The organism is Micromonospora sp. NPDC048887, from assembly GCF_040649715.1.
Taxonomy (GTDB): Bacteria; Actinomycetota; Actinomycetes; order Mycobacteriales; family Micromonosporaceae; genus Micromonospora.
In genome coordinates this window covers 246,869-264,850 of the sequence record NZ_JBEZGA010000006.1, presented here as the reverse complement: position 1 = coordinate 264,850, position 17,982 = coordinate 246,869, and the positions used below count along the sequence as shown (strand labels likewise).

The window sequence follows — 17,982 nt, the reverse complement described above, 5'->3', positions numbered from 1 at the left end:
TGGCCGGGCCCCGGCCTACTACCCTCGCAGACCGCGCGCGAAACCGCGCAAAAAGGGCCCCTTCCCGGGACCGGGAAGGGGCCCTTCGCGACGGTCAGCGCGACCCGGAGATGAGCCGGCGGCCCACCGAGGCGATCAGCCGGTCCAGCTCCGAGCCGAACGGGTTGTCGTGCACGAGGTACGTCCAGGTGGCGCTCGGCCGTACCAGCTTCGACGAGTCCGGCTCCCAGCCCTCGTCGAACTCGGTCTCCTCGAACGTGGCCACGGTCCGCGTCTCGATCTCGGGCACCAGCGCGTTGAACGCCGGCACCGCGCTGCGGTGGAACTCGTCGAGCGGGTCGAGCCGGCCCAGCGCCCGCAGGTGCACGCCCTCGCGTACCTCGGACAGCTCGGCCAGGTGGTCGGCCCAGAGCCGGTCCAGGTGGTAGAGGGCGATCTTGCGGGCCACGTCGGCGAGCAGGTCCTCGTCCATCTCGCCGGCCTTCTCCGGCACCCGCTCCAGCAGCATCAGCGCGGCGATGTCGCTGGTCAGGAGCCGCTCGCGGCGCTCGGCGAGCGCCTTGCGCTGCTGCTCGATCACCTGGCTGTAGCGCCACGTGTTGCGGTGGATCTCGTGGTTGACGCCCTCGGCGACCCGCTGGGCGTGCTCGACCGCGTAGTCGACCTGCGGGTCGGTGACCAGGCCGTCGGCGTTCATCCGGGGTGAGGGCGGCACGGTGTCGCCGGCGTGCCGGACCACCAGGTCGTCCTCCAGGCTGACGAAGAACACCGACCCGCCCGGGTCGCCCTGCCGGCCGGCCCGGCCGCGGAGCTGGTCGTCGACCCGGCGGCTGTCGTGCCGGCCGCTGCCGATCACGTAGAGGCCGCCCAGCTCCGCCACCCGGTCCCGGTCGGCCTGGTCGCTGCCGCCCAGCCGGATGTCCACGCCCCGGCCGGCCATCTGGGTGGAGACCGTCACCGCGCCGTACGCGCCGGCCTCGGCGATGATGCCGGCCTCCTCGTCGTCGTTCTTCGCGTTCAGCACCACGCAGGACACCCCCGCGGCCTCGATCGCGGCGGCCAGCCCCTCGGACTCCTTGACGTCGAGCGTGCCGACCAGCACCGGCCGCCCCGCCTGGTGGCAGCGCGTGATCTCGTCGACCAGCGCCTCCTCCTTCTCGGCGCGGGTGGCGTAGATCCGGTCCGGCTCGTCCTCGCGGACGCAGGGGGTGTTCGGCGGGATCACCGCGACCTCGAGGCCGAAGAACTCGCGGAGCTGGTCACCGACGAGCACAGCGGTGGCGGTCATGCCGCAGACAGTGGGGTAGAGCGCGATGTACGCCTGCACGGTGATCGTGCCCAGCACCTCGCCCTCGGCGGTGGCGTCCAGGCCCTCCTTCGCCTCGACCGCGGCCTGGAGCCCGTCCGGCCAGCGGCGGCGCTGGGCGACCCGGCCGCGCATCTCGTCGATCAGCTCGACCGAGTCGTCCCGGACGATGTAGTCCACGTCGCGGTGCAGCAGGGCGTGCGCGTGCAGCGCCACGTTCACCGCGGAGAGCTGCCCGACGTGCTCCTCGTCGTACAGGTCGATGCCGCCGAGCTTGGCCTCGACGGTGGCGAGGCCGACCGAGGTGAAGGCGACGCTGCGGCCGTCGTCGGCGACCGTGTAGTGCTTGCCCTTGCGCAGCCCGCGCACCAGCGCGGCGGCGGCGTGCACCGGGTCCTGCTCGCCGCCGACGGCGCCCGCGAGCACCATCGGCACCCGGGCCTCGTCGATCAGGATCGAGTCGGCCTCGTCCACGATCGCGGTCTTCAGCGGCGGCTGCACCCGGTCGGCCAGGTCGGTGACGAGCTGGTCGCGCAGGAAGTCGAAGCCGGCCTCGCTGACCGAGACGTAGGTGACGTCGCAGGCGTACGCGGCACGCCGCTCGTCGGGCGTGGACGCCTCGTTCACCCAGCCGACGGTGAGCCCGAGCAGGTCGTAGACGGGAGTCATCCACTCGGCGTCCCGGCGGGCCAGGTAGTCGTTGACGGTGAGCACGTGCACCGGGCCGTTGCCCAGCCGCACGTGCCCGTACGCGGCGACGGTGGCGGTTAGCGTCTTGCCCTCACCGGTGGCCATCTCGGCGACCTTGCCGGACAGCAGCGCCATCGCGCCGAGCAGCTGCACGTCGTAGGGGCGCTGGTCGAGCCCGCGCCGGGCCGCCTCGCGGCCGATCGCGCAGATCTCCTCGTAACCCGACGCCTGGCCGGCGGCCTCGGTCAGCTCGGCGTCGGACAGCTGCTCCAGGTCCGCCTCGCGCGCCTCGATCGCCGGCAGCAGCTTCTCCAGCGGAGCCAGGTCGACTGTCGTCCCCGGGCGCTGGAGGAATCGACGGAACCTGGTCTTCAACCGTTGCGACACACCCATGAGCCGCAACGGTACGCGAACCGGAGCCGATTGTGACCCCCGCCCGCCGCGCGCCGGGTCCACCCCTTCCGGTCCGCTTCCGTCGATCATGAGGTTGACGGCGTTTCGTGTCCGTTTTGTCGCCGCCAACCTCATGATCGACGCGCTCGGGCGAGGGCCCGTCAGGGGGTGAGGATCACCTGGAGTTCGGTGCGGCGGCGTTCGGCCAGGTCGGTCAGCAGGGCCGGGGCCTCGTCCAGCGGGACCACGGCCGAGATCAGGTGCTTGCGGATCACGTCGCCGTACTGGCGCAGCAGCTCCACCGTCTCCGCGGACAGCCGCTCCCGGTCCCAGGTGGGGGCCAGCCCGCGCGGCACCCGGCCGATCTGCGCGCAGCGCAGCGACAGCCCGTTGTGGTGGAACTCCTCGCCGAGCCGCACCGCGTCCGCGCCCGCCTGGTAGAACGCCAGGTCGATCACCGTGCCCTGCGGGCGCAGCAGGCGCAGCGCGAGCTGCAACGCCCAGTCCTGGCCACGGCACTGGAAGACCACGTCGGCGCCCCGGTCCCCGGCGGCGTGGTTCCACCGTGTCTTGAGCACCACTGCCGGGTCGTCGGCGTCCGGGTCGAGCGTGTCCAGGCCGAGCGCCTCGGCGACCTGCCGCCGGGCCGGCGTCGGGTCGACCACCACCACCGAGGCTGCGCCGTGCCGGCGGGCGAACAGCGCGGTCAGCAGCGCGACCACGCCGCCCCCGACCACAGCGACCCGGCGGCCGCGTACGCCGTCGCCGAGCGTGCGCACGTCCGTGCCGCACAGGTCGGCGGCGGCGTGCAGCAGCCCGTTGGCGCAGATCGGGCCCATGTGCGCCACGTACACGCCGAGCAGCGGGTCCAGGTCGTCGGGCAGCGGCACGAACCGCTCGGCGAGCGGGTCGGCGACCCAGCCGCTGCGGTGCCCGTACGTCATGGCGCCGACCTCGCCCACCGCGACGGCCGGGGTCCGGCTCTCCACCACGCGCCCCACCTGCATGTAGCCGAGCCGGGTCACCGGGTACGGCGTGGCCGCCTCCCCGGGCCGGAACAGCCCGAGCGCGGCGTCCCAGGTGACGTGCAGGTAGGGGTTGGTGCCCTTGACGAAGCTCAGTTCGGTGCCGGCGGACACGCCGCTGTAGAGCGTCTCCACCCGGAACGTGCCGTCGCGCAGCTCCGGGGCGTCCAGTTCGGCCAGCTCGACCCGGCCGGGGCCGGGGACCACCACCACCCGGTCACGCATCGACGCTCACCCCCGCGTCCGCGACCGCCGCGGTGAGCCGGGCCGCCGGGCCGGTCGGCAGCGCCACCGGCCGCCCGGTACGCGCCGACTCGGCCACCGCGAGCGCGAGCCGGTGGGTGCGCAGCGCCTCGGCGTACGGCACCCGGACGTCGTCGCCGAGGCCGCACACGGCGTCGACGAACGCCCGGTCGACTGCCACCCGCGCGGCGTCCGGATCGGCGGGCAGGTGCCGTTCGCCGTCGCCGTCGCGCACTGTCAGGCCGTCCTCGGACAGCCACAGCGCCAGCCCGTCGGCGAGGACCTCCACGCCGGCCCGGTGCTTCCAGCCGAGCACGCAGGACGCGGCGAGCGTGCCGACCGCGCCGGAACCGAGGCGCAGCGTGGCAGCGGTCACCGAGTCGATGTCGGCGCCGTCGACCGGCGGCGGGGCGCCGTCGCCGTACGCGCTCACCTCGACCGCCTCGCCGGCCAGCAGCCGGATCAGGTCCAGCACGTGCGCGGCCTGCTCGACCACCGGGCCGCCGGAGCGGTCCCGCCGCGCCCACCAGGCCACCGGAGGCACCTTGTCCAGCCAGGCGCCGTTCACCATCCGGACCGGACGGCCGGCGAGCAGCCGCCGGGCCTCCTCGACCACGTGCAGGTAGCGCCAGTGGTGCCCGACGCCGGTGAGCAGTCCCCGCTGCTCCACCAGGGCCGCGATCCGCTCGGCGGTGTCCAGGTCGAGCGCCACCGGCTTCTCCACGAACATCGGCACCCCGGCGGCGACCACCGCCTCCTCGGCCGGTCCGTGCGCGAACGGCGGCACGCACACGTACACCGCGTCCGGGCCGGCCGCGAGCAGCTCGTCCACGTCGCGGAACACCCGGCCGCCGTACGTGCCGGCGAGCGACCGCGCCGCGTCCGGCGCGACGTCGGTCACGCCGAGCAGTTCCACGTCCTCGAAGCCGGTGAGCACCCGGGCGTGGCGTTGCGCCACCCCGCCGGCTCCGACAAGTCCCACCCGGCAGGCACGCATCGACCACAACCTCTCGCCACGACTCCAGAGACTGGGGTCACCACTCCCCCCGACGGCGTCGCGCCAAACGCCGCCGGGGGCGCAACGTAACGTTCATCCGCCCGGAACCTCCCGGTACGCGCCAGGTGATCAGGTTGTTGGGCAAGATCCGGTTAGCGCGGATGCGGGATTGGGAAAACCAGGTCAGCGATTCCACCATCGATGGGGGTGCCCGTGCGGGAGTCAGATTCGACCGTCTCACCAGTGGTGGAGGCGTGGGCCACGTACCGCACCAGCACCGCCGCCGACTGGCCGGCGCAACTACTGGTGCGGGCCAAGGGGAACAGCCGGGTCAGCGTCGTGCTGCCCGCACGCAACGAGGAGGCGACGGTCGGCGCGATCGTGTCGACGGTCCGGGAACACCTGATGGACCGCGTACCGCTTGTCGACGAGCTGATCGTGGTCGACTCCCGGTCCACGGACCGGACCGCCCGGGTCGCGCGCGCGGCCGGCGCCGAGGTGGTCAGCCAGGACGCGATGACCAGCGGGCTGCCCCGGCTGACCGGCAAGGGCGACGCGCTCTGGGCCGGCCTGGCCGCGGCCGAGGGGGACGTGGTCGCGTTCGTCGACGCCGACCTGCGCGAGTTCCGGCCGCACTTCGTGACCGGGCTGCTCGGCCCGCTGCTCACCGACCCGAGCGTGGAGTTCGTGAAGGGCTTCTACCACCGGCCGCTGGTCGGCGCGACGAGCGTGGAGCCCGACGGCGGCGGGCGGGTGACGGAGCTGATGGCCCGGCCGCTGCTGAACCTGTTCTGGCCGGAGCTGGCCGGTTTCGTGCAGCCGCTGGCGGGTGAGTACGCCGGCCGCCGGGAGGTGCTGGAGCGGGTGCCGTTCGTCACCGGCTACGGCGTCGAGACGGCCATGCTGATCGACCTGCTGGAACTGGTCGGGCTCGACGCGCTGGCCCAGGTCGACCTGGGTGAGCGCAAGCACCGGCACCAGGACACCGCCGCGCTGGGCCGGATGTCGGCGCAGATCATGCTGACCGCCTGGTCCCGGCTGCAACGACGCGGGTGGGCCGCGCCCGGGACGGCGCCGACCGCGCTGCTGACCCAGTTCCGCCGGGGCGGCTCGGAGGCGCTGCCCAACCTGGACCGCGAGATCGTGGTGAACGACGTGTCAGTGCAGGAACGCCCGCCGCTGGCGCAGTTGCGGCACCGTCTCCCCCGTCGCCGGGTCGCCGCGTGAGCGGGACGAGCCCGGGAGAGGAAAGCACATGACGCTCACCGTGCTGATGAACGCCGGGCCGTGGCTGTCCGTGCCGCCACCCGGCTACGGCGGCATCGAGAACGTGATCGCCACCCTGGTGCCGGAGTTGCGCAGGCTGGGCGTACGGGTGGTGCTGGCCTCGGTGGAGAGCAGCACGCTGCCGGTCGACGAGAAGATCGCCGTCTTCCCGGACGGCCAGTTCCACGCCTTGCAGCGGCCGTACAACCAGGTCTGCGGCGTCTCCCAGGCGCACCTGTCCGGCGTGGTGCGCACGCTGCACGCCCGCGACGACATCGACCTAGTGCACGACCACGTGGAGGCGGTCGGGCTGGCCACCCTCGCCGCGATGGGCCCGGACGCCCCGCCGGTGCTGCACACGCTGCACTGGGACCTCGCCAAGCACCCCGAGCTGTACGGCAACCTCGACGGCGGCGACCGGGTACGGGTGAACGGCGTCTCCGCGTCGCAGCTGGCGCGCGCCCCCGAGGCCCTGCGCGCGCACTCGGTGGGGCACGTGCACCTGTCCACCCCCCTCGCCGTGGACGCGGACCGGCAGCCGCCGGCGCCCAAGGGCGACCACGTGGTCATCCTCGGCCGGATCAACCCCGGCAAGGGGCAGGACCTGGGCGCCCGGCTGGCCCACGAGGCGGGCTTCCGGCTGGTGCTGGCCGGGCCGGTCGGCCCGTACCACCGGCCGGAGGATCTGGCCGCGGCCGGCGACGAGGCGCGGCAGAACCCGGACGTGCGCTTCTTCTACGACCACGTCGCGCCGCACGTCGACGGCGACCGGGTGCGCTGGGTCGGCACGGTGGCCGGGCGGGAGCGCGACGACCTGGTCGCCTCCGCGCGCGCGTCGCTGTTCCCGCTGCGCTGGGAGGAACCGGGCGGCACCGCCGTGGTCGAGTCGCTGTCGCTCGGCACGCCGGTGGTCGCCACCGCCCGCGGCTGCCTGCCCGAGCTGATCGAGCACAGCCGTACCGGCCTGCTCACCGGCGACGAGCAGGAGCTGGGTGACCTGGTGCTCGCCGCCGCCGGGCTGGATCCGGCCGAGTGCCGGCGAGAGGCGGCCCGGCGGTTCACCCCGGCCCGGATGGCGCAGCGGTACGTGGAGCTGTACGACCGGGTCCGGGCGGGCGTGGCGCTGCCGTTGCAGCCCGCCTGACCCGGTCGACCACGTCCACCGGCCCGCCCCGCGTGGCCGGGCCGGCGTTTGCCCCCGCCGGGCGCGGGAAACCGGCGCATCCCGCGGTGGCGAGGAGGCCGGCGTGACGAACTCGATGGCGCACTCCCGGGCGCGGCGCAACCCGGCCGACGGGCGGGCGCCGGTACGCCGGATCGCCTCCGGGTTCGCCGTGCTCCTGCTGCTGCTCGGCGCGCTGGGCTTCGTGCCGGGCATCACCGGCGACTTCGCGGATCTGCGCTTCGCCGGGCCGGGTTCCGGCGCCCGGCTGTTCGGGGTGTTCCAGGTCTCGGCCGTGCACAACCTGGTGCACCTGGTGCTCGGCGCGGCCGGGCTGGTGCTGGCCCGCACGGTGGCCGGGGCCCGCGCGTTCCTGGTCGGCGCCGGGGCGGTCTATCTGGCGCTGTGGCTCTACGGGCTGGCCGTCGACCGCCGCGACGCGGCGAACGCGCTCGCGGTCAACCGCGCCGACTCGTGGCTGCACCTGCTGCTGGGCGCCGCCATGCTGGCGCTGGGGCTGTTCGCGGCACGCCGTGGGGACCGTCACTGACCTGCCCACCGGCGGCCCCGGACGCCCGGTTTCGCCGGTCCGGGGCCCGGGTACGTCGGTAGTCCTCCGGCTGCGGGACGGCGGCGACCGACCCCGACCGGGCGGCCCTCCCCGGCGAGGGCGACCCTCCCCGACGAGATGGAAACGAGGCGGCGATGGTGACCCGGATCAGGTGCGAGGTCCGCGACGAGTCGCCGGTCACTGTCGTACGGCTGGCCGGAGCGCTCGACCTGACCACGATGCGCGCGGTCCACGAGGTGCTGGACCGCTGCCTCGCGGCGCAGCCGGACGCCCTCGTGGTCGACCTGGAGGAGATCGAGGTCGGCGAACCGCTGGCGCTGTCCGTCTTCGCCGCCGCGGCGCGGCGGGCCGCGGACTGGCCGGCGGTGCCGATGGTGCTCGCCGCTCCCTGCGCCGAGACGGCGGCCTGGCTGGCTGAGACCACCGCCTGCCGGGTCGTGCCGGTCCGCCGGGACTGCGCCGAGGCGACGGCGCTGGCCGGCGCGGCGGCGGCGCCCCGGCTGCGGGTCCGGCTGGAGCCGGTCACCGGCGCCTGCCGGCGGGCCCGGGAACTGGTCACCGAGGCGTGCGGCAGGTGGAACGTGCCCGAGCTGGCCGGTCCGGCCTCGCTGGTGCTCAGCGAGCTGGTCGGCAACGTGGTGCGACACGCCGGCACGCCGATGCAGGTGACGCTGACGCTGCGCCGGCCGTACCTGCGGGTCGCGGTGATGGACGGCAACCCCGCCGACGCCCGCGCGGCGACCAGCCGTGACCCGCGCGCCGAGGGGGGCCGCGGGCTGATGCTGGTGCGGGAGCTGACCCAGCGCTGGGGCAGCACTCCGGTCGGTGCCGGCAAGGTCGTCTGGGCGATGCTCCCGGCTAATTGACCGAATTCTCCGCTCTCGCCTGGTTACATGGGCAAAGGGCCGGGTACGCCCGCCCGTCCTGTCTGTCGTCACCACGGGGTGAGATGCCATGCCCAAGCGGGTAGTCACGGAACCGGCACGAGACCGAGGGCCCGCGATCCTGGCGCCGGCCCGGTTCGGGGGGTTCCCCGGACCGACGCGGGAGGCGGTGAAGGGCAACGCGCTGTGGCGTCTGCTGCGTACCACCGACGCCAAGCAGATCGGCATGCTCTACCTGATGACGTCGTTCGCCTACTTCATCGTCGGCGGCGTCCTGGCGTTGATCATCCGGGCGGAGCTGGCCCGGCCGGGGATGCAGATCGTCTCCCCCGAGCAGTACAACCAGATGTTCACCATGCACGGCACGGTGATGCTGCTGCTGTTCGCCACCCCGCTGTTCTTCGGGTTCGCCAACTACCTGGTGCCGCTGCAGATCGGCGCCGCCGACGTGGCGTTCCCCCGGCTGAACGCGTTCGCGTACTGGCTCTACTTCCTCGGCGCGCTGATGGTCGTGGGCGGGTTCGCCACCCCGGCCGGCGCGGCGGACTTCGGCTGGACCGCGTACACGCCGCTGAGCACCGCGCAGCACTCCCCCGGCGTCGGCGCCAACCTGTGGGTGGTCGGCCTGGCCGTGTCCGGTCTGGGCACGATCCTCGGCGCGGTCAACCTGATCACCACGATCGTGACGCTGCGCGCCCCCGGCATGACCATGTTCCGGATGCCGATCTTCACCTGGAACGCGCTGCTCACCAGCGTCCTGGTGATCTTCGTCTTCCCGCTGCTGGCCGCCGCGCTGATGGCGCTGGCCTCGGACCGGCTGCTGCACTCGCACGTGTTCGACTCGACGACCGGCGGGCCGATGCTCTGGCAGCACCTGTTCTGGTTCTTCGGCCACCCCGAGGTCTACATCATCGCGCTGCCGTTCTTCGGCATCATCACCGAGATCATCCCGGTGTTCTCCCGCAAGCCGATCTTCGGCTACACCGGCCTGGTGCTGGCGACCGTCGCCATCACCGTGCTGTCGATGACGGTCTGGGCGCACCACATGTTCGCCACCGGGCAGGTGCTGCTGCCGTTCTTCAGCATCCTGAGCTTCCTGATCGCGGTGCCCACGGGGGTGAAGTTCTTCAACTGGATCGGCACCATGTGGAAGGGCCAGATCACCTTCGAGACACCGATGCTGTTCGCCGTCGGCTTCCTGGTGACGTTCCTGCTCGGCGGCCTGACCGGGGTGCTGCTGGCCAGCCCGCCGGTGGACTGGCAGGTCACCGACAGCTACTTCGTGGTGGCGCACTTCCACTACGTGATGTTCGGGACCATCGTCTTCGCCGCGTTCGGTGGCCTCTATTTCTGGTTCCCGAAGATGACCGGGCGGCTGCTCGACGAGCGGCTGGGCAAGATGCACTTCTGGACCATGTTCATCGGCTTCCACGCCACCTTCCTGGTGCAGCACTGGCTGGGCAACGAGGGCATGCCCCGCCGCTACGCCGACTACCTGCCCGGCGACGGCTTCACCACGCTGAACACGATCTCCAGCATCGGCTCGTTCGTCCTCGGCGCGTCCACCCTGTTCGTGATCTGGAACATCTGGAAGTCGTGGCGGTACGGCGCGGTGGTCACCGTTGACGACCCGTGGGGCTTCGGCAACTCGCTGGAGTGGGCCACCAGCTGCCCGCCGCCGTTGCGCAACTTCGACCGGATGCCGCGCATCCGCTCCGAGCGGCCGGCGTTCGACCTCAAGTACGGCCCGCTCGTCTCCGACCTGGGCCGGGACCTGCCGCAGCGCACCACCAAGCCGCCGCAGACGTTCCGCGAGGAGCTGCACCACGAGCGGGACGTGCCGCAGGCGCCGTCGCTCGGCGGCGCGTACGGGGCGCCCGAGGCGGTGGACTACCAGCCGGCGCCGCAGTCCGGGGCCCGGCCGGTGGAGGTGCCGGAGCCGGAGGAGGTGCGCCGGCCCAGCTTCGAGGAGACCGACGAACCGGAGGGCAGCGCGCTCAACGCCGAACGCGGCGACCAGCCGGACGACAGGTGGCGGCACCCGCGCGGGCACGGGGACACGCCGGACAACTGAGGACACCGCCAGAGGGCCGGCGCCGCACGGCGCCGGCCCTCTGGTCGTACGCCTCGCGCCGGCTCCCCAAGGCGGGAAGCCGGCGCGGTACGTGCGTGCGGCGGGTCAGTCGGCGGGCGGCAGTCCGGCCGCGACCAGGGAGCGGCGCACCGCCGGCTGCACCCGGGTCAGCCGCAGCGGCACACCGGTACGCGCGGCGGCGTCCCGGCCGGCCATCAGCGCGGCGATTCCACCGGCGTCGAAGCCACCGGCCCCGACCAGGTCGACCACCACCTCGCGCGGCTGCCCGGTGACCGCCTGGAGCACGGCCCGGCGCAACTGGTCCGCGCCGGCCCGGTCCACCTCGCCGCCGACCTCGACGACCACCCGGTCGCCGTTCTGCCTCACCGAGATCCGGGCCTTCGCCGGTTCGGCCTCGGCCGTGCCGTTCTGCCAGGGCGGCGGCGCGTCGGCGAGCATCGCCTGGCGCAGCCAGGTCAGCGCCCGCGACAGCAGCCGGGACACGTGCATCTGCGAGATGCCGAACCGGGCGGCGATCTCCGCCTGGGTCTGGTTGCCGTAGAAGCGCATCGCCAGGATGCGGCGCTCCCGCCAGGGCAGCCGGTGCAGCAGGCCGCTGACGGTGACCCGGTCGTCCACCGACTCCAGCGCGTGGTCGGACTCGCCGACCAGGTCGCCGAACTCGGCCGAGCTCTCCCCGCCCACCGGCGCGTTCAGCGACGCCGGGCTGTAGCCGGCGGCCGACTCCAGCGCGGCCAGGATCTCCTCCTCCGGCGTCTCCAGCCGGGCGGACAGCTCGGCCACCGTGGGAGCGCGGGAAAGCTCGCTGGTCAGCGTCGCCGTCGCCTGTCCCACCTCGAGGATCAGGTCCCGCAGCCGGCGCGGCACGTGCACGCCCCAGGTGCGGTCGCGGAAGTGCCGTTTGATCTCGCCGACGATCGTGATGGCCGCGTACGCGGTGAACGAGCCGCGTTCCGGGTCGTACCTGTCGACGGCGTTGACGAGGCCGAGACGCGCCACCTGCTCCAGGTCCTCCAGCGGCTCGCCGCGTCCCCGGTAGCGGCGGGCGAGCCGGCCGGCGAACGGCAACGCGAACCGGACCAGGTCGTCCCGCGCCTCCTGCCGCCGCTCCGGTGGCAGCCCTTCGATCCGGGCCGCGTACGCGAGCGCCGCGGCGTCCAGGTCCTCCAGACCCCGGTCGGTGGTCGGTGGTGTGGGTGTGGTGGTCTGTCCGAACATCCGCGCCCCCTCGCCAAAGAGCCCCCGCCCGGTCGGAACCGGTCGTGCGCGTGGTCGGACCACGCTCCGGGTGAGGAAGTTGGGTTACGTGACGGATTACGTCGAGAGCGGGGGCTACCCGCCGCACGGCGTCGTGGGCCGTTTCGCGGCGAGCGGTCTTCCCGCTCCGTAGGTACTCAATCACGGACCGCAGGATCGCGAGGATGTTTCGCCAGGTTGGCCGGGCAGCCGTGCCCGGCGGCGGTCAGCAGACCAGCAGGCCCTGGTGGGCGCCCGCGTCACGCAGCGCGGTGAGCGCCTCGGCCATCCGCAGCGGCGGCGGGACGGGCAGGTCGCAGGGCTGGTTGCGCAACACCTCCGTGGCACGTCGGGTGGGTACCGAGGCGACCGGGTAGCCCCGGGCGGCACCCCGGTCCACTGCCCGCCGGCGCCGCCCGAAGCCGGCCACGGCCAGCCACTGGGGCAGTCCCGCGTACGCGGGCGAGCGCAGACCGGGCGGCTCGGGCAGCACGTCCACCGAGCTGAACGGCTCGCTGCCGGCCAGCCACCACTCGACGCCGGCGACCCGGCGCGCGGTGGCGTTCTCGCACCAGTAGGGCACCAGCCCGGCCCGCAGCACCTGCCCCGGGTCGAGCAGCCGGCCGCACTCCACCACCAGCCGGTCCCCGGTCTTGCCGGCCCGGCGCAGCCAGCGCCGGTACAGGTCGGCGGTCACCGCGCTGAGCGCGTCGGGCTGGGGCACGACCACCCGGTGCAGCGGATGCCCGTGCCGGTCGCCGAAGGAGCGGGCGTCGTGCTCGAAACCGGGCTCCACGCCGTGTTCGGCGAACGCGCCCGCCACCGTGACCTCCGGCGCGGTCCAGCGCGTCTCATCCCCGCCGGCCGCGCGCAGCACCGCGCCGAGGGCGTGGGCGTCCGGGTGGAAGTCGACCGGGTCCAGGCCGCCGGCCGGGCAGCCGGACTGGAAGCTGTGCCCGTCGCCGCCGTCACGGACCGGCCAGGTCCGGGCGTCGTGCAGCAGCAGCACCGGAGCGGCCGGTTCCAGCCGGTCGGCCAGGAAGCGCGCGTACGCCTTCGGCAGCGTGCGCCAGCGCACCGCGAACGTGACCGCCGCGCCGGCCGCCGCGCCCCGGCTGGCCGGGCAGTGCACCTGGCGGACGTGCACGCGCGGGTTGCCGTCGAGCAGCCGGGCGGCGAGCGTGGCCCCGTGCACGAGCGCGGCGTCCGGGCGGTCCACCGCCCCCCTGGTCCACTGCCCGGCCAGTTCGAATCCGGCCGGCAGCCAGGGCACGCCGAGCGCCACCGCGAGGTGGGCGGCGGCGCCGTGCGGCGAGCCGAGGACCACGCCGGGCCAGCGCCGGTCCGGGTACTGACCGGTGAACCACCCGGCCACCCGTTCGGCGTCCACAGCGGCGATCTGACCGGCGGTGAGCGCCGCCCGCCCGGCGGACCGGACGGCGGCGGCGCGGCGTACCGGCTCGGGCGCGCCGGTGAGGCGGGACAGCGCGCCCGGGTGGCCGAGGTCGGCGCAGTCGTCGCCACGCAGCGCCCGGACGGTCGCGGCGACCAGGATCCGGGCGGCGCTACCGGCGGCCACCACCCGCTCCGCGGGCAGGCCGGCGCCGCTGACCCGTTCGACTCGTTCGCTCACCACGCGGCCCGGCTTCCCGTCCCTCTGGGGTCTAAACGGGGCATCTCCCCACGGGTCAGGACCAAGGCCCGCCCGGTAACGGCAGCGCCCGCCACACCCAGGTACGCCGTCGCGCCGCGTGCCCGCCGTCGCGGGCGCAACGGCGCTCGGGTGCGGGTTTGGGCCGGACGGGGACGGGCACTGCACCGCGCATGCCCGACGACGAGAGCACCCCGGCGGCGACCATCACCCCGTACCGGGACGGACCGCTGCTGGTACGCGGCGACTTCGCGCTGGTCACGCCCGAGGGCACGCCGATCGAGACGCGCCGGGGCACCGTGGCGCTGTGCCGATGCGGTAAGAGCGCGATCAAGCCGTTCTGCGACGGCACGCACAAGGTGACCGGTTTCCGGGCGGGCAGCGACCGCGAGCCCTGACCCCCACCCTCGCCGATCTTGCGCTTCGGGCCCCGGCAAACCTCCCGAACCGGGCACTCAGAGGGCCCGAAGTGCAAGATCGCGTCAGGCGGCGGCCAGAGTGCGCTGGGGCGGGCGCAGGGACGACCCGCCGGCCGACCAGGCGGTCAGCAGGTGTGCCGCGAACAGGCCGTCCAGCGCCAGCGCGGCGGCGGCGCCGAACAGCACGTCGGACGCGAGCGCCGGCTCGGCCCGGACCAGCCCGCCGCACATGTCGTACGCGGCGATCTGCTCGTGCACGGCGTCGGCCTCGACGTGCTCGTCGTAGAAGCGCGTGGCGACCGCGTCGAAGCCGAGCCGGCGCAGTCCGTTGCCGTACCGGCGGTTCGGCAACGACGAGGTCATCTCGTACGCGGCCAGGTGCCCGAGCAGCGCCCCGCGCAGCCGCCGGTGCAGGCCGAACAACGACATCATGTTGTTCGTCGCCAGTGTCACCGCCGGTACCCGGTCCAGGTGGGCGGCGTAGCCGGTGTCCAGGCCGAGCCGGTCCATCGTGGTGCGGAACAGCTCGGCGTGCATCAGGTCCAGCCGGCCGTTGCCGTACTCGTCGGTCTGGATCTCCACCAGCGCCGCCTTCGCCGGCCCGCCGAGCCGGGGCAGCGCCCAGCTGTGCGGGTCGGCCTCGCGCAGGTGGTAGATCGAGCGGTGGACGACGAACTCGCGGAACCGGCCGAGGTCGGCCCGCCGTTGCAGCGTCGCGGCCAGCGGAGGCCCGTCGTCGGCGGCCACCAGGCCGGCCAGCGCGCCGGGCACGGCGGCCGGCAGCACCGCGGGCAGCGGGCCGGCCAGCTCGCGAAGCGCCGCCTCGAACGGCCGCTCGGCGCGGGCGCGCAGCGCCAGCAGCGACGGCTCCCACTCCCACTCCTCGTCGACGCCGCAGAGGCCCCGGTAGTGCAGTTCGTAGCAGAGGAACAGGGTGAGCTGGAGATCCTCGTCGGTCAGCGGCGCGGCCACCGCCTCGAACCCGGCACCCAGCCCGGCCGGCAGCTCCCCCGGCGCCCCGCGCAGCGCGGTCAGCAGCGCGGCGGAGACCGGCCCGCGCGCCGCGGGCAGCGGCGCGGGGCCGTATCGGCTGACGGCGGCGACTGACATGTGACCTCCCGGGACGGTTGCGCCCGGTCGCAGTGCCCCGCCCGGATGCCGCTAAACGACTTCGTCGGCCGCGATGGCCTCGGTCTGGATCACCCGCTCCCGTACCCGGCGGGCGGCGTCCCCGTCGGCCACCAGGCCGCGCAGGTCGGCCAGCGCCGGTTCGGGCGCGTCCAGCGGCACGGCCGGATCCACCACCGCCTCCAGGACGGCGGGCCGGTCGGCCGCCAGCACCTCGTCCCAGGCGGCGCCGACCAGGTCGGGCCGGTCCACCCGTACGCCGTGCAGCCCGAGCAGGCGGGCCCACCCGGCGTACGGCACCTCGGGTCGCCGCTCTCCCGTTGACCGGCCGCCACCGACGCCGGACCGGTCCCTGTTGTTCAGCACCAGCACGATCAGCCGGGGGTCGCGCCACTGCGGCCAGTGGTGCGCCACCGTGATCAGCTCGGCCAGGCCGTTGAGCTGCATCGCGCCGTCGCCGAGCAGGGCGAACACCGGCTCGTCCGGGCGGGCCAGCTTGGCCGCTACCGCGTACGGCAGCGCGCAGCCCATCGAGCCGAGCGTGCCGCACAGCCGGGCCTGCACCCCCGGTGGCAGTTCCAGGTGCCGGGCGTACCAGTAGACGACCGAGCCGACGTCGACCGCGACACCGGCGCGCCGGGGCAGCCGGGCGGACAGCTCGCGGAGCACGAGCCGCGGGTCGACCGGGTCGGCGGGCGAGGCGGCGCGTTCGGCGGCGGCTCCCCGCCACCGGTCCACCATCTTCTCCACCGTGCCGCGCCACTCGCGGCCGGGATGCTCCGGCACCCGGGCCAGCAGCGCCCGCAGCGTCTCGGCGGCGTCGCCGACCAGCGGCACGTCCACCGGGTAGCGGGTGCCGATGCGCCGGCCGTCGATGTCGATCTGGATGGTGCGTACCTGGCCGGGCATCGGGAACCAGTCGGTCCACGGATCGTTGGTGCCGATCATCAGCAGTGTGTCGCAGGCGCCCATGAGCTGCGCGGCGGCGGTGGTGCCGACCTCGCCCAGCACGCCGGTGTGGAACGGCAGCCGCTCGTCGAGCACCGGCTTGCCCAGCAGCGACGTGGCCACGCCCGCGCCGAGCCAATCGGCGAGCGCGACGATCTCCCCGGCCGCGCCGTGCGCGCCCTGCCCGACCAGCATCGCCACCCGCTGCCCGTTGCCGAGCAGCGAGGCGGCGGCGTCCAGGTCGGCGTCGTGCGGCATGACCCGGGCCAGCGGCTCGCCGGGCGTCGCGGTGACCACCCCGGCGGCCTGCGGCAGCAGGTCCGGCACGGCGGTGACCTGCAACGCCCGCGGCAGCACCACGCAGGTCGGGCTGCGGGTCGCCACTGCGGTACGGAACGCCTGGTCCAGCAGCGCCGGCACCTGTTCGGGCCGGCGGCCGTAGCGGACGAACTGGTTGCACACGTCACCGAAGAGCCGGCTCAGCCCGATCTCCTCGTGCGCGCCGCCGAGCGGACCGGTGACGTCCTCGCCGACGATCGCGACCACCGGCTTGCTGTCGAGCTTCGCGTCGTAGAGGCCGTTGAGCAGGTGCACCGCGCTGGGCCCCTGGGTGGCCAGGCAGACCCCGACGCCGCCGGTGAACTTCGCGTGCCCGGTGGCCATGTACGAGGCGGTCTCCTCGTGCCGGGCGGGGACGAACACCGGATCCCCGCCCGCGTCGTCGAGCGCGCCCACGAGCGGGGCGACCGCCGCGCCCGGACAGCCGAACACCCGCGGTACCCGCCAGGCCCGCAGGCGTTCGACCACCAGGTCGGCGACGATCCGCTCAGCCATTACCGCGCCCCGGCGTGCCCGCGTCGACGTAGCGCAGCACCGCGCCGACCCCGTCGGTCAGCTCCGGCGCCTCCTCCGGCGCGAGCACCGTGAGGTCCGCGTCGGTGCCGATCAGCGCGCGCAGCAGCGCCGCGTCGGCGCGTACCCGCTGGGGGTCGGCCACCGACATGTCGGCCAGCTGCGCCCGGTCGGTGGCGATCTCGGTGGGCTCGGGGCCCACCCACAGCTCGCCGGCGGCCGACGCGTCGTCCACGATGAGCATGGTGTCGACCTGGTTGCGTTGCAGCGCGGAGACCACGGCGTCCAGGCCGGCGCCGACGTCCTCCTGAACGCCGAAACGGTCCAGCGCGGCGGCGATCCGCCGGTCGGCGACCTCGGCGACGGTCTGCACCGTGATGTCGTCCATCAGCGTGTCGTCGGCGCCCCCGTCGCGGGCGCCGGCGTCGGTGCGGACCAGCACGTCCTGCCATCGCGCGGGCAGCTGGGCGGCGATCATGCCGGTGGCCCGGACGTCCCCGGCCACCACGACGACGTCGGCACCGACCCGCTCGGCCAGGTCGGCGGTGGCCGCGGCGGCGTCACCGGCGTTCTGGTGCCACGCCTCCATGGCGGCACGCTGGTAGCGGGACTGCGACCAGCCGCCCGGCTGCACCCGGCGCAGCTGGCGGCTCTGCCCGCCCCGCACCTGGGCCCGCCGGGGCACCCCGCCGGCGCTGACCGCCATCGCGTCCGCGCCGGTACGGTCGGCCAGCACCCGCACCCAGGCCACCTGCTCGCCGCGCTGGGCCACCAGCGGCATGGTGTGCGGCAGCGCCGACCAGCTGGCCAGGTCGCGCAGCGGTGGCGCGGACAGGTACTCGGTGAGCACCACGCGACCCCGGCTGGCGAACACGGCTATGCCGTAGTCGCCGGGCATCGGCTGGTGCCGGCGGACGACCTCCTCCACCGCCTCGACGGTGACCGGGTCGGCGCCCTGCCCCAGCAGGTCGCCCTTGAGGGCCCGCCAGCGCAGGTCGACCTGCGCTCGCGCGTCCTGGGTGTCGCGGGAGGCGTCCATGTAGACCGAGCACCACGGCCCGGGACGGTCGTAGAGCGGGCGCAGGAAGGACAGCTGCATGCTCGACCCCTTTCCGG

The 17,982-nt window shown here is 74.4% G+C and carries 14 protein-coding genes; 6 read left to right on the top strand and 8 right to left on the bottom strand.

Annotation, left to right across the window (positions count from 1 at the left end):
• Positions 1-94: 94 nt before the first annotated feature.
• The 3 genes from secA2 to AB0C17_RS13050 form a co-directional block, all read right to left on the bottom strand.
• Entirely contained in the window at positions 95-2,389 is a 2,295-nt protein-coding gene (gene secA2, locus AB0C17_RS13060) for an accessory Sec system translocase SecA2 (RefSeq protein ID WP_357478479.1), read from the bottom strand.
• A gap of 161 nt (positions 2,390-2,550) precedes the next feature.
• Positions 2,551-3,639, bottom strand: a complete 1,089-nt coding sequence (locus AB0C17_RS13055) for a zinc-binding dehydrogenase (RefSeq protein ID WP_357384177.1) — start codon at positions 3,637-3,639, stop codon at positions 2,551-2,553.
• On the bottom strand, positions 3,632-4,654 hold the full coding sequence (locus AB0C17_RS13050) for a Gfo/Idh/MocA family oxidoreductase (protein ID WP_357384175.1): 1,023 nt from the start codon (positions 4,652-4,654) through the stop codon (positions 3,632-3,634). Before AB0C17_RS13050 ends, AB0C17_RS13055 begins: the two co-directional genes overlap by 8 nt.
• 213 nt (positions 4,655-4,867) lie before the next feature.
• On the opposite strand from AB0C17_RS13050, the gene AB0C17_RS13045 reads away from it, so the two are divergent.
• The 5 genes from AB0C17_RS13045 (at position 4,868) to ctaD (ending at position 10,611) form a co-directional block, all read left to right on the top strand.
• Positions 4,868-5,881: a glucosyl-3-phosphoglycerate synthase gene (locus tag AB0C17_RS13045; RefSeq protein WP_357384173.1), complete on the top strand. Its 1,014-nt coding sequence runs from the start codon at positions 4,868-4,870 to the stop codon at positions 5,879-5,881.
• Positions 5,882-5,909: 28 nt separating this feature from the next.
• The gene (locus AB0C17_RS13040) at positions 5,910-7,064 is read left to right on the top strand and encodes a glycosyltransferase (RefSeq protein ID WP_357384171.1); all 1,155 of its coding nucleotides are present in this window, start codon (positions 5,910-5,912) and stop codon (positions 7,062-7,064) included.
• Positions 7,065-7,179: 115 nt separating this feature from the next.
• Entirely contained in the window at positions 7,180-7,632 is a 453-nt protein-coding gene (locus tag AB0C17_RS13035) for a DUF4383 domain-containing protein (RefSeq protein WP_357384289.1), read from the top strand.
• Positions 7,633-7,787: 155 nt separating this feature from the next.
• Entirely contained in the window at positions 7,788-8,519 is a 732-nt protein-coding gene (locus AB0C17_RS13030) for an ATP-binding protein (protein WP_357384169.1), read from the top strand.
• An 88-nt stretch (positions 8,520-8,607) separates the two neighbouring features.
• Entirely contained in the window at positions 8,608-10,611 is a 2,004-nt protein-coding gene (gene ctaD / locus AB0C17_RS13025) for a cytochrome c oxidase subunit I (protein ID WP_357384167.1), read from the top strand.
• A gap of 105 nt (positions 10,612-10,716) precedes the next feature.
• On the opposite strand, the gene AB0C17_RS13020 is transcribed toward ctaD, so the two are convergent.
• Together AB0C17_RS13020 and AB0C17_RS13015 are read right to left on the bottom strand one after the other, a co-directional pair.
• Positions 10,717-11,850, bottom strand: coding sequence for a SigB/SigF/SigG family RNA polymerase sigma factor (locus tag AB0C17_RS13020; protein WP_357384165.1), 1,134 nt, complete (start codon positions 11,848-11,850; stop codon positions 10,717-10,719).
• Positions 11,851-12,094: 244 nt separating this feature from the next.
• Entirely contained in the window at positions 12,095-13,504 is a 1,410-nt protein-coding gene (locus AB0C17_RS13015) for a hypothetical protein (protein WP_357478476.1), read from the bottom strand.
• A 188-nt stretch (positions 13,505-13,692) separates the two neighbouring features.
• Between AB0C17_RS13015 and AB0C17_RS13010 the strand changes: the two genes are divergently transcribed.
• The gene (locus tag AB0C17_RS13010) at positions 13,693-13,917 is read left to right on the top strand and encodes a CDGSH iron-sulfur domain-containing protein (protein ID WP_357473894.1); all 225 of its coding nucleotides are present in this window, start codon (positions 13,693-13,695) and stop codon (positions 13,915-13,917) included.
• Between the two features lie 84 nt (positions 13,918-14,001).
• Here the strand turns inward: AB0C17_RS13010 and AB0C17_RS13005 are convergent, their stop codons facing one another.
• Genes AB0C17_RS13005 through AB0C17_RS12995 form a run of 3 tightly spaced genes read right to left on the bottom strand, consistent with a single transcriptional unit; the run spans position 14,002 to position 17,965 of the window.
• Complete coding sequence (locus AB0C17_RS13005; RefSeq protein WP_357384159.1) at positions 14,002-15,048, bottom strand: iron-containing redox enzyme family protein; 1,047 nt, start codon at positions 15,046-15,048, stop codon at positions 14,002-14,004.
• Between the two features lie 51 nt (positions 15,049-15,099).
• Positions 15,100-16,848 (bottom strand): thiamine pyrophosphate-binding protein, encoded by a 1,749-nt coding sequence (locus AB0C17_RS13000; RefSeq protein ID WP_357478473.1) that lies wholly within the window; start codon positions 16,846-16,848, stop codon positions 15,100-15,102.
• The gene (locus AB0C17_RS12995; RefSeq protein WP_357478470.1) at positions 16,841-17,965 is read right to left on the bottom strand and encodes a Vms1/Ankzf1 family peptidyl-tRNA hydrolase; all 1,125 of its coding nucleotides are present in this window, start codon (positions 17,963-17,965) and stop codon (positions 16,841-16,843) included. Before AB0C17_RS12995 ends, AB0C17_RS13000 begins: the two co-directional genes overlap by 8 nt.
• Positions 17,966-17,982 lie beyond the last annotated feature (17 nt).

Coding starts and splice junctions, on each gene's coding strand:
- secA2 (WP_357478479.1), bottom strand. CDS start 2,389: ATGGGTGTGTCGCAACGGTTGAAGACCAGGTTCCGTCGATTCCTCCAG.
- AB0C17_RS13055 (WP_357384177.1), bottom strand. CDS start 3,639: ATGCGTGACCGGGTGGTGGTGGTCCCCGGCCCCGGCCGGGTCGAGCTG.
- AB0C17_RS13050 (WP_357384175.1), bottom strand. CDS start 4,654: ATGCGTGCCTGCCGGGTGGGACTTGTCGGAGCCGGCGGGGTGGCGCAA.
- AB0C17_RS13040 (WP_357384171.1), top strand. CDS start 5,910: ATGACGCTCACCGTGCTGATGAACGCCGGGCCGTGGCTGTCCGTGCCG.
- AB0C17_RS13035 (WP_357384289.1), top strand. CDS start 7,180: ATGGCGCACTCCCGGGCGCGGCGCAACCCGGCCGACGGGCGGGCGCCG.
- AB0C17_RS13030 (WP_357384169.1), top strand. CDS start 7,788: ATGGTGACCCGGATCAGGTGCGAGGTCCGCGACGAGTCGCCGGTCACT.
- ctaD (WP_357384167.1), top strand. CDS start 8,608: ATGCCCAAGCGGGTAGTCACGGAACCGGCACGAGACCGAGGGCCCGCG.
- AB0C17_RS13020 (WP_357384165.1), bottom strand. CDS start 11,850: ATGTTCGGACAGACCACCACACCCACACCACCGACCACCGACCGGGGT.
- AB0C17_RS13010 (WP_357473894.1), top strand. CDS start 13,693: ATGCCCGACGACGAGAGCACCCCGGCGGCGACCATCACCCCGTACCGG.
- AB0C17_RS13005 (WP_357384159.1), bottom strand. CDS start 15,048: ATGTCAGTCGCCGCCGTCAGCCGATACGGCCCCGCGCCGCTGCCCGCG.
- AB0C17_RS13000 (WP_357478473.1), bottom strand. CDS start 16,848: ATGGCTGAGCGGATCGTCGCCGACCTGGTGGTCGAACGCCTGCGGGCC.
- AB0C17_RS12995 (WP_357478470.1), bottom strand. CDS start 17,965: ATGCAGCTGTCCTTCCTGCGCCCGCTCTACGACCGTCCCGGGCCGTGG.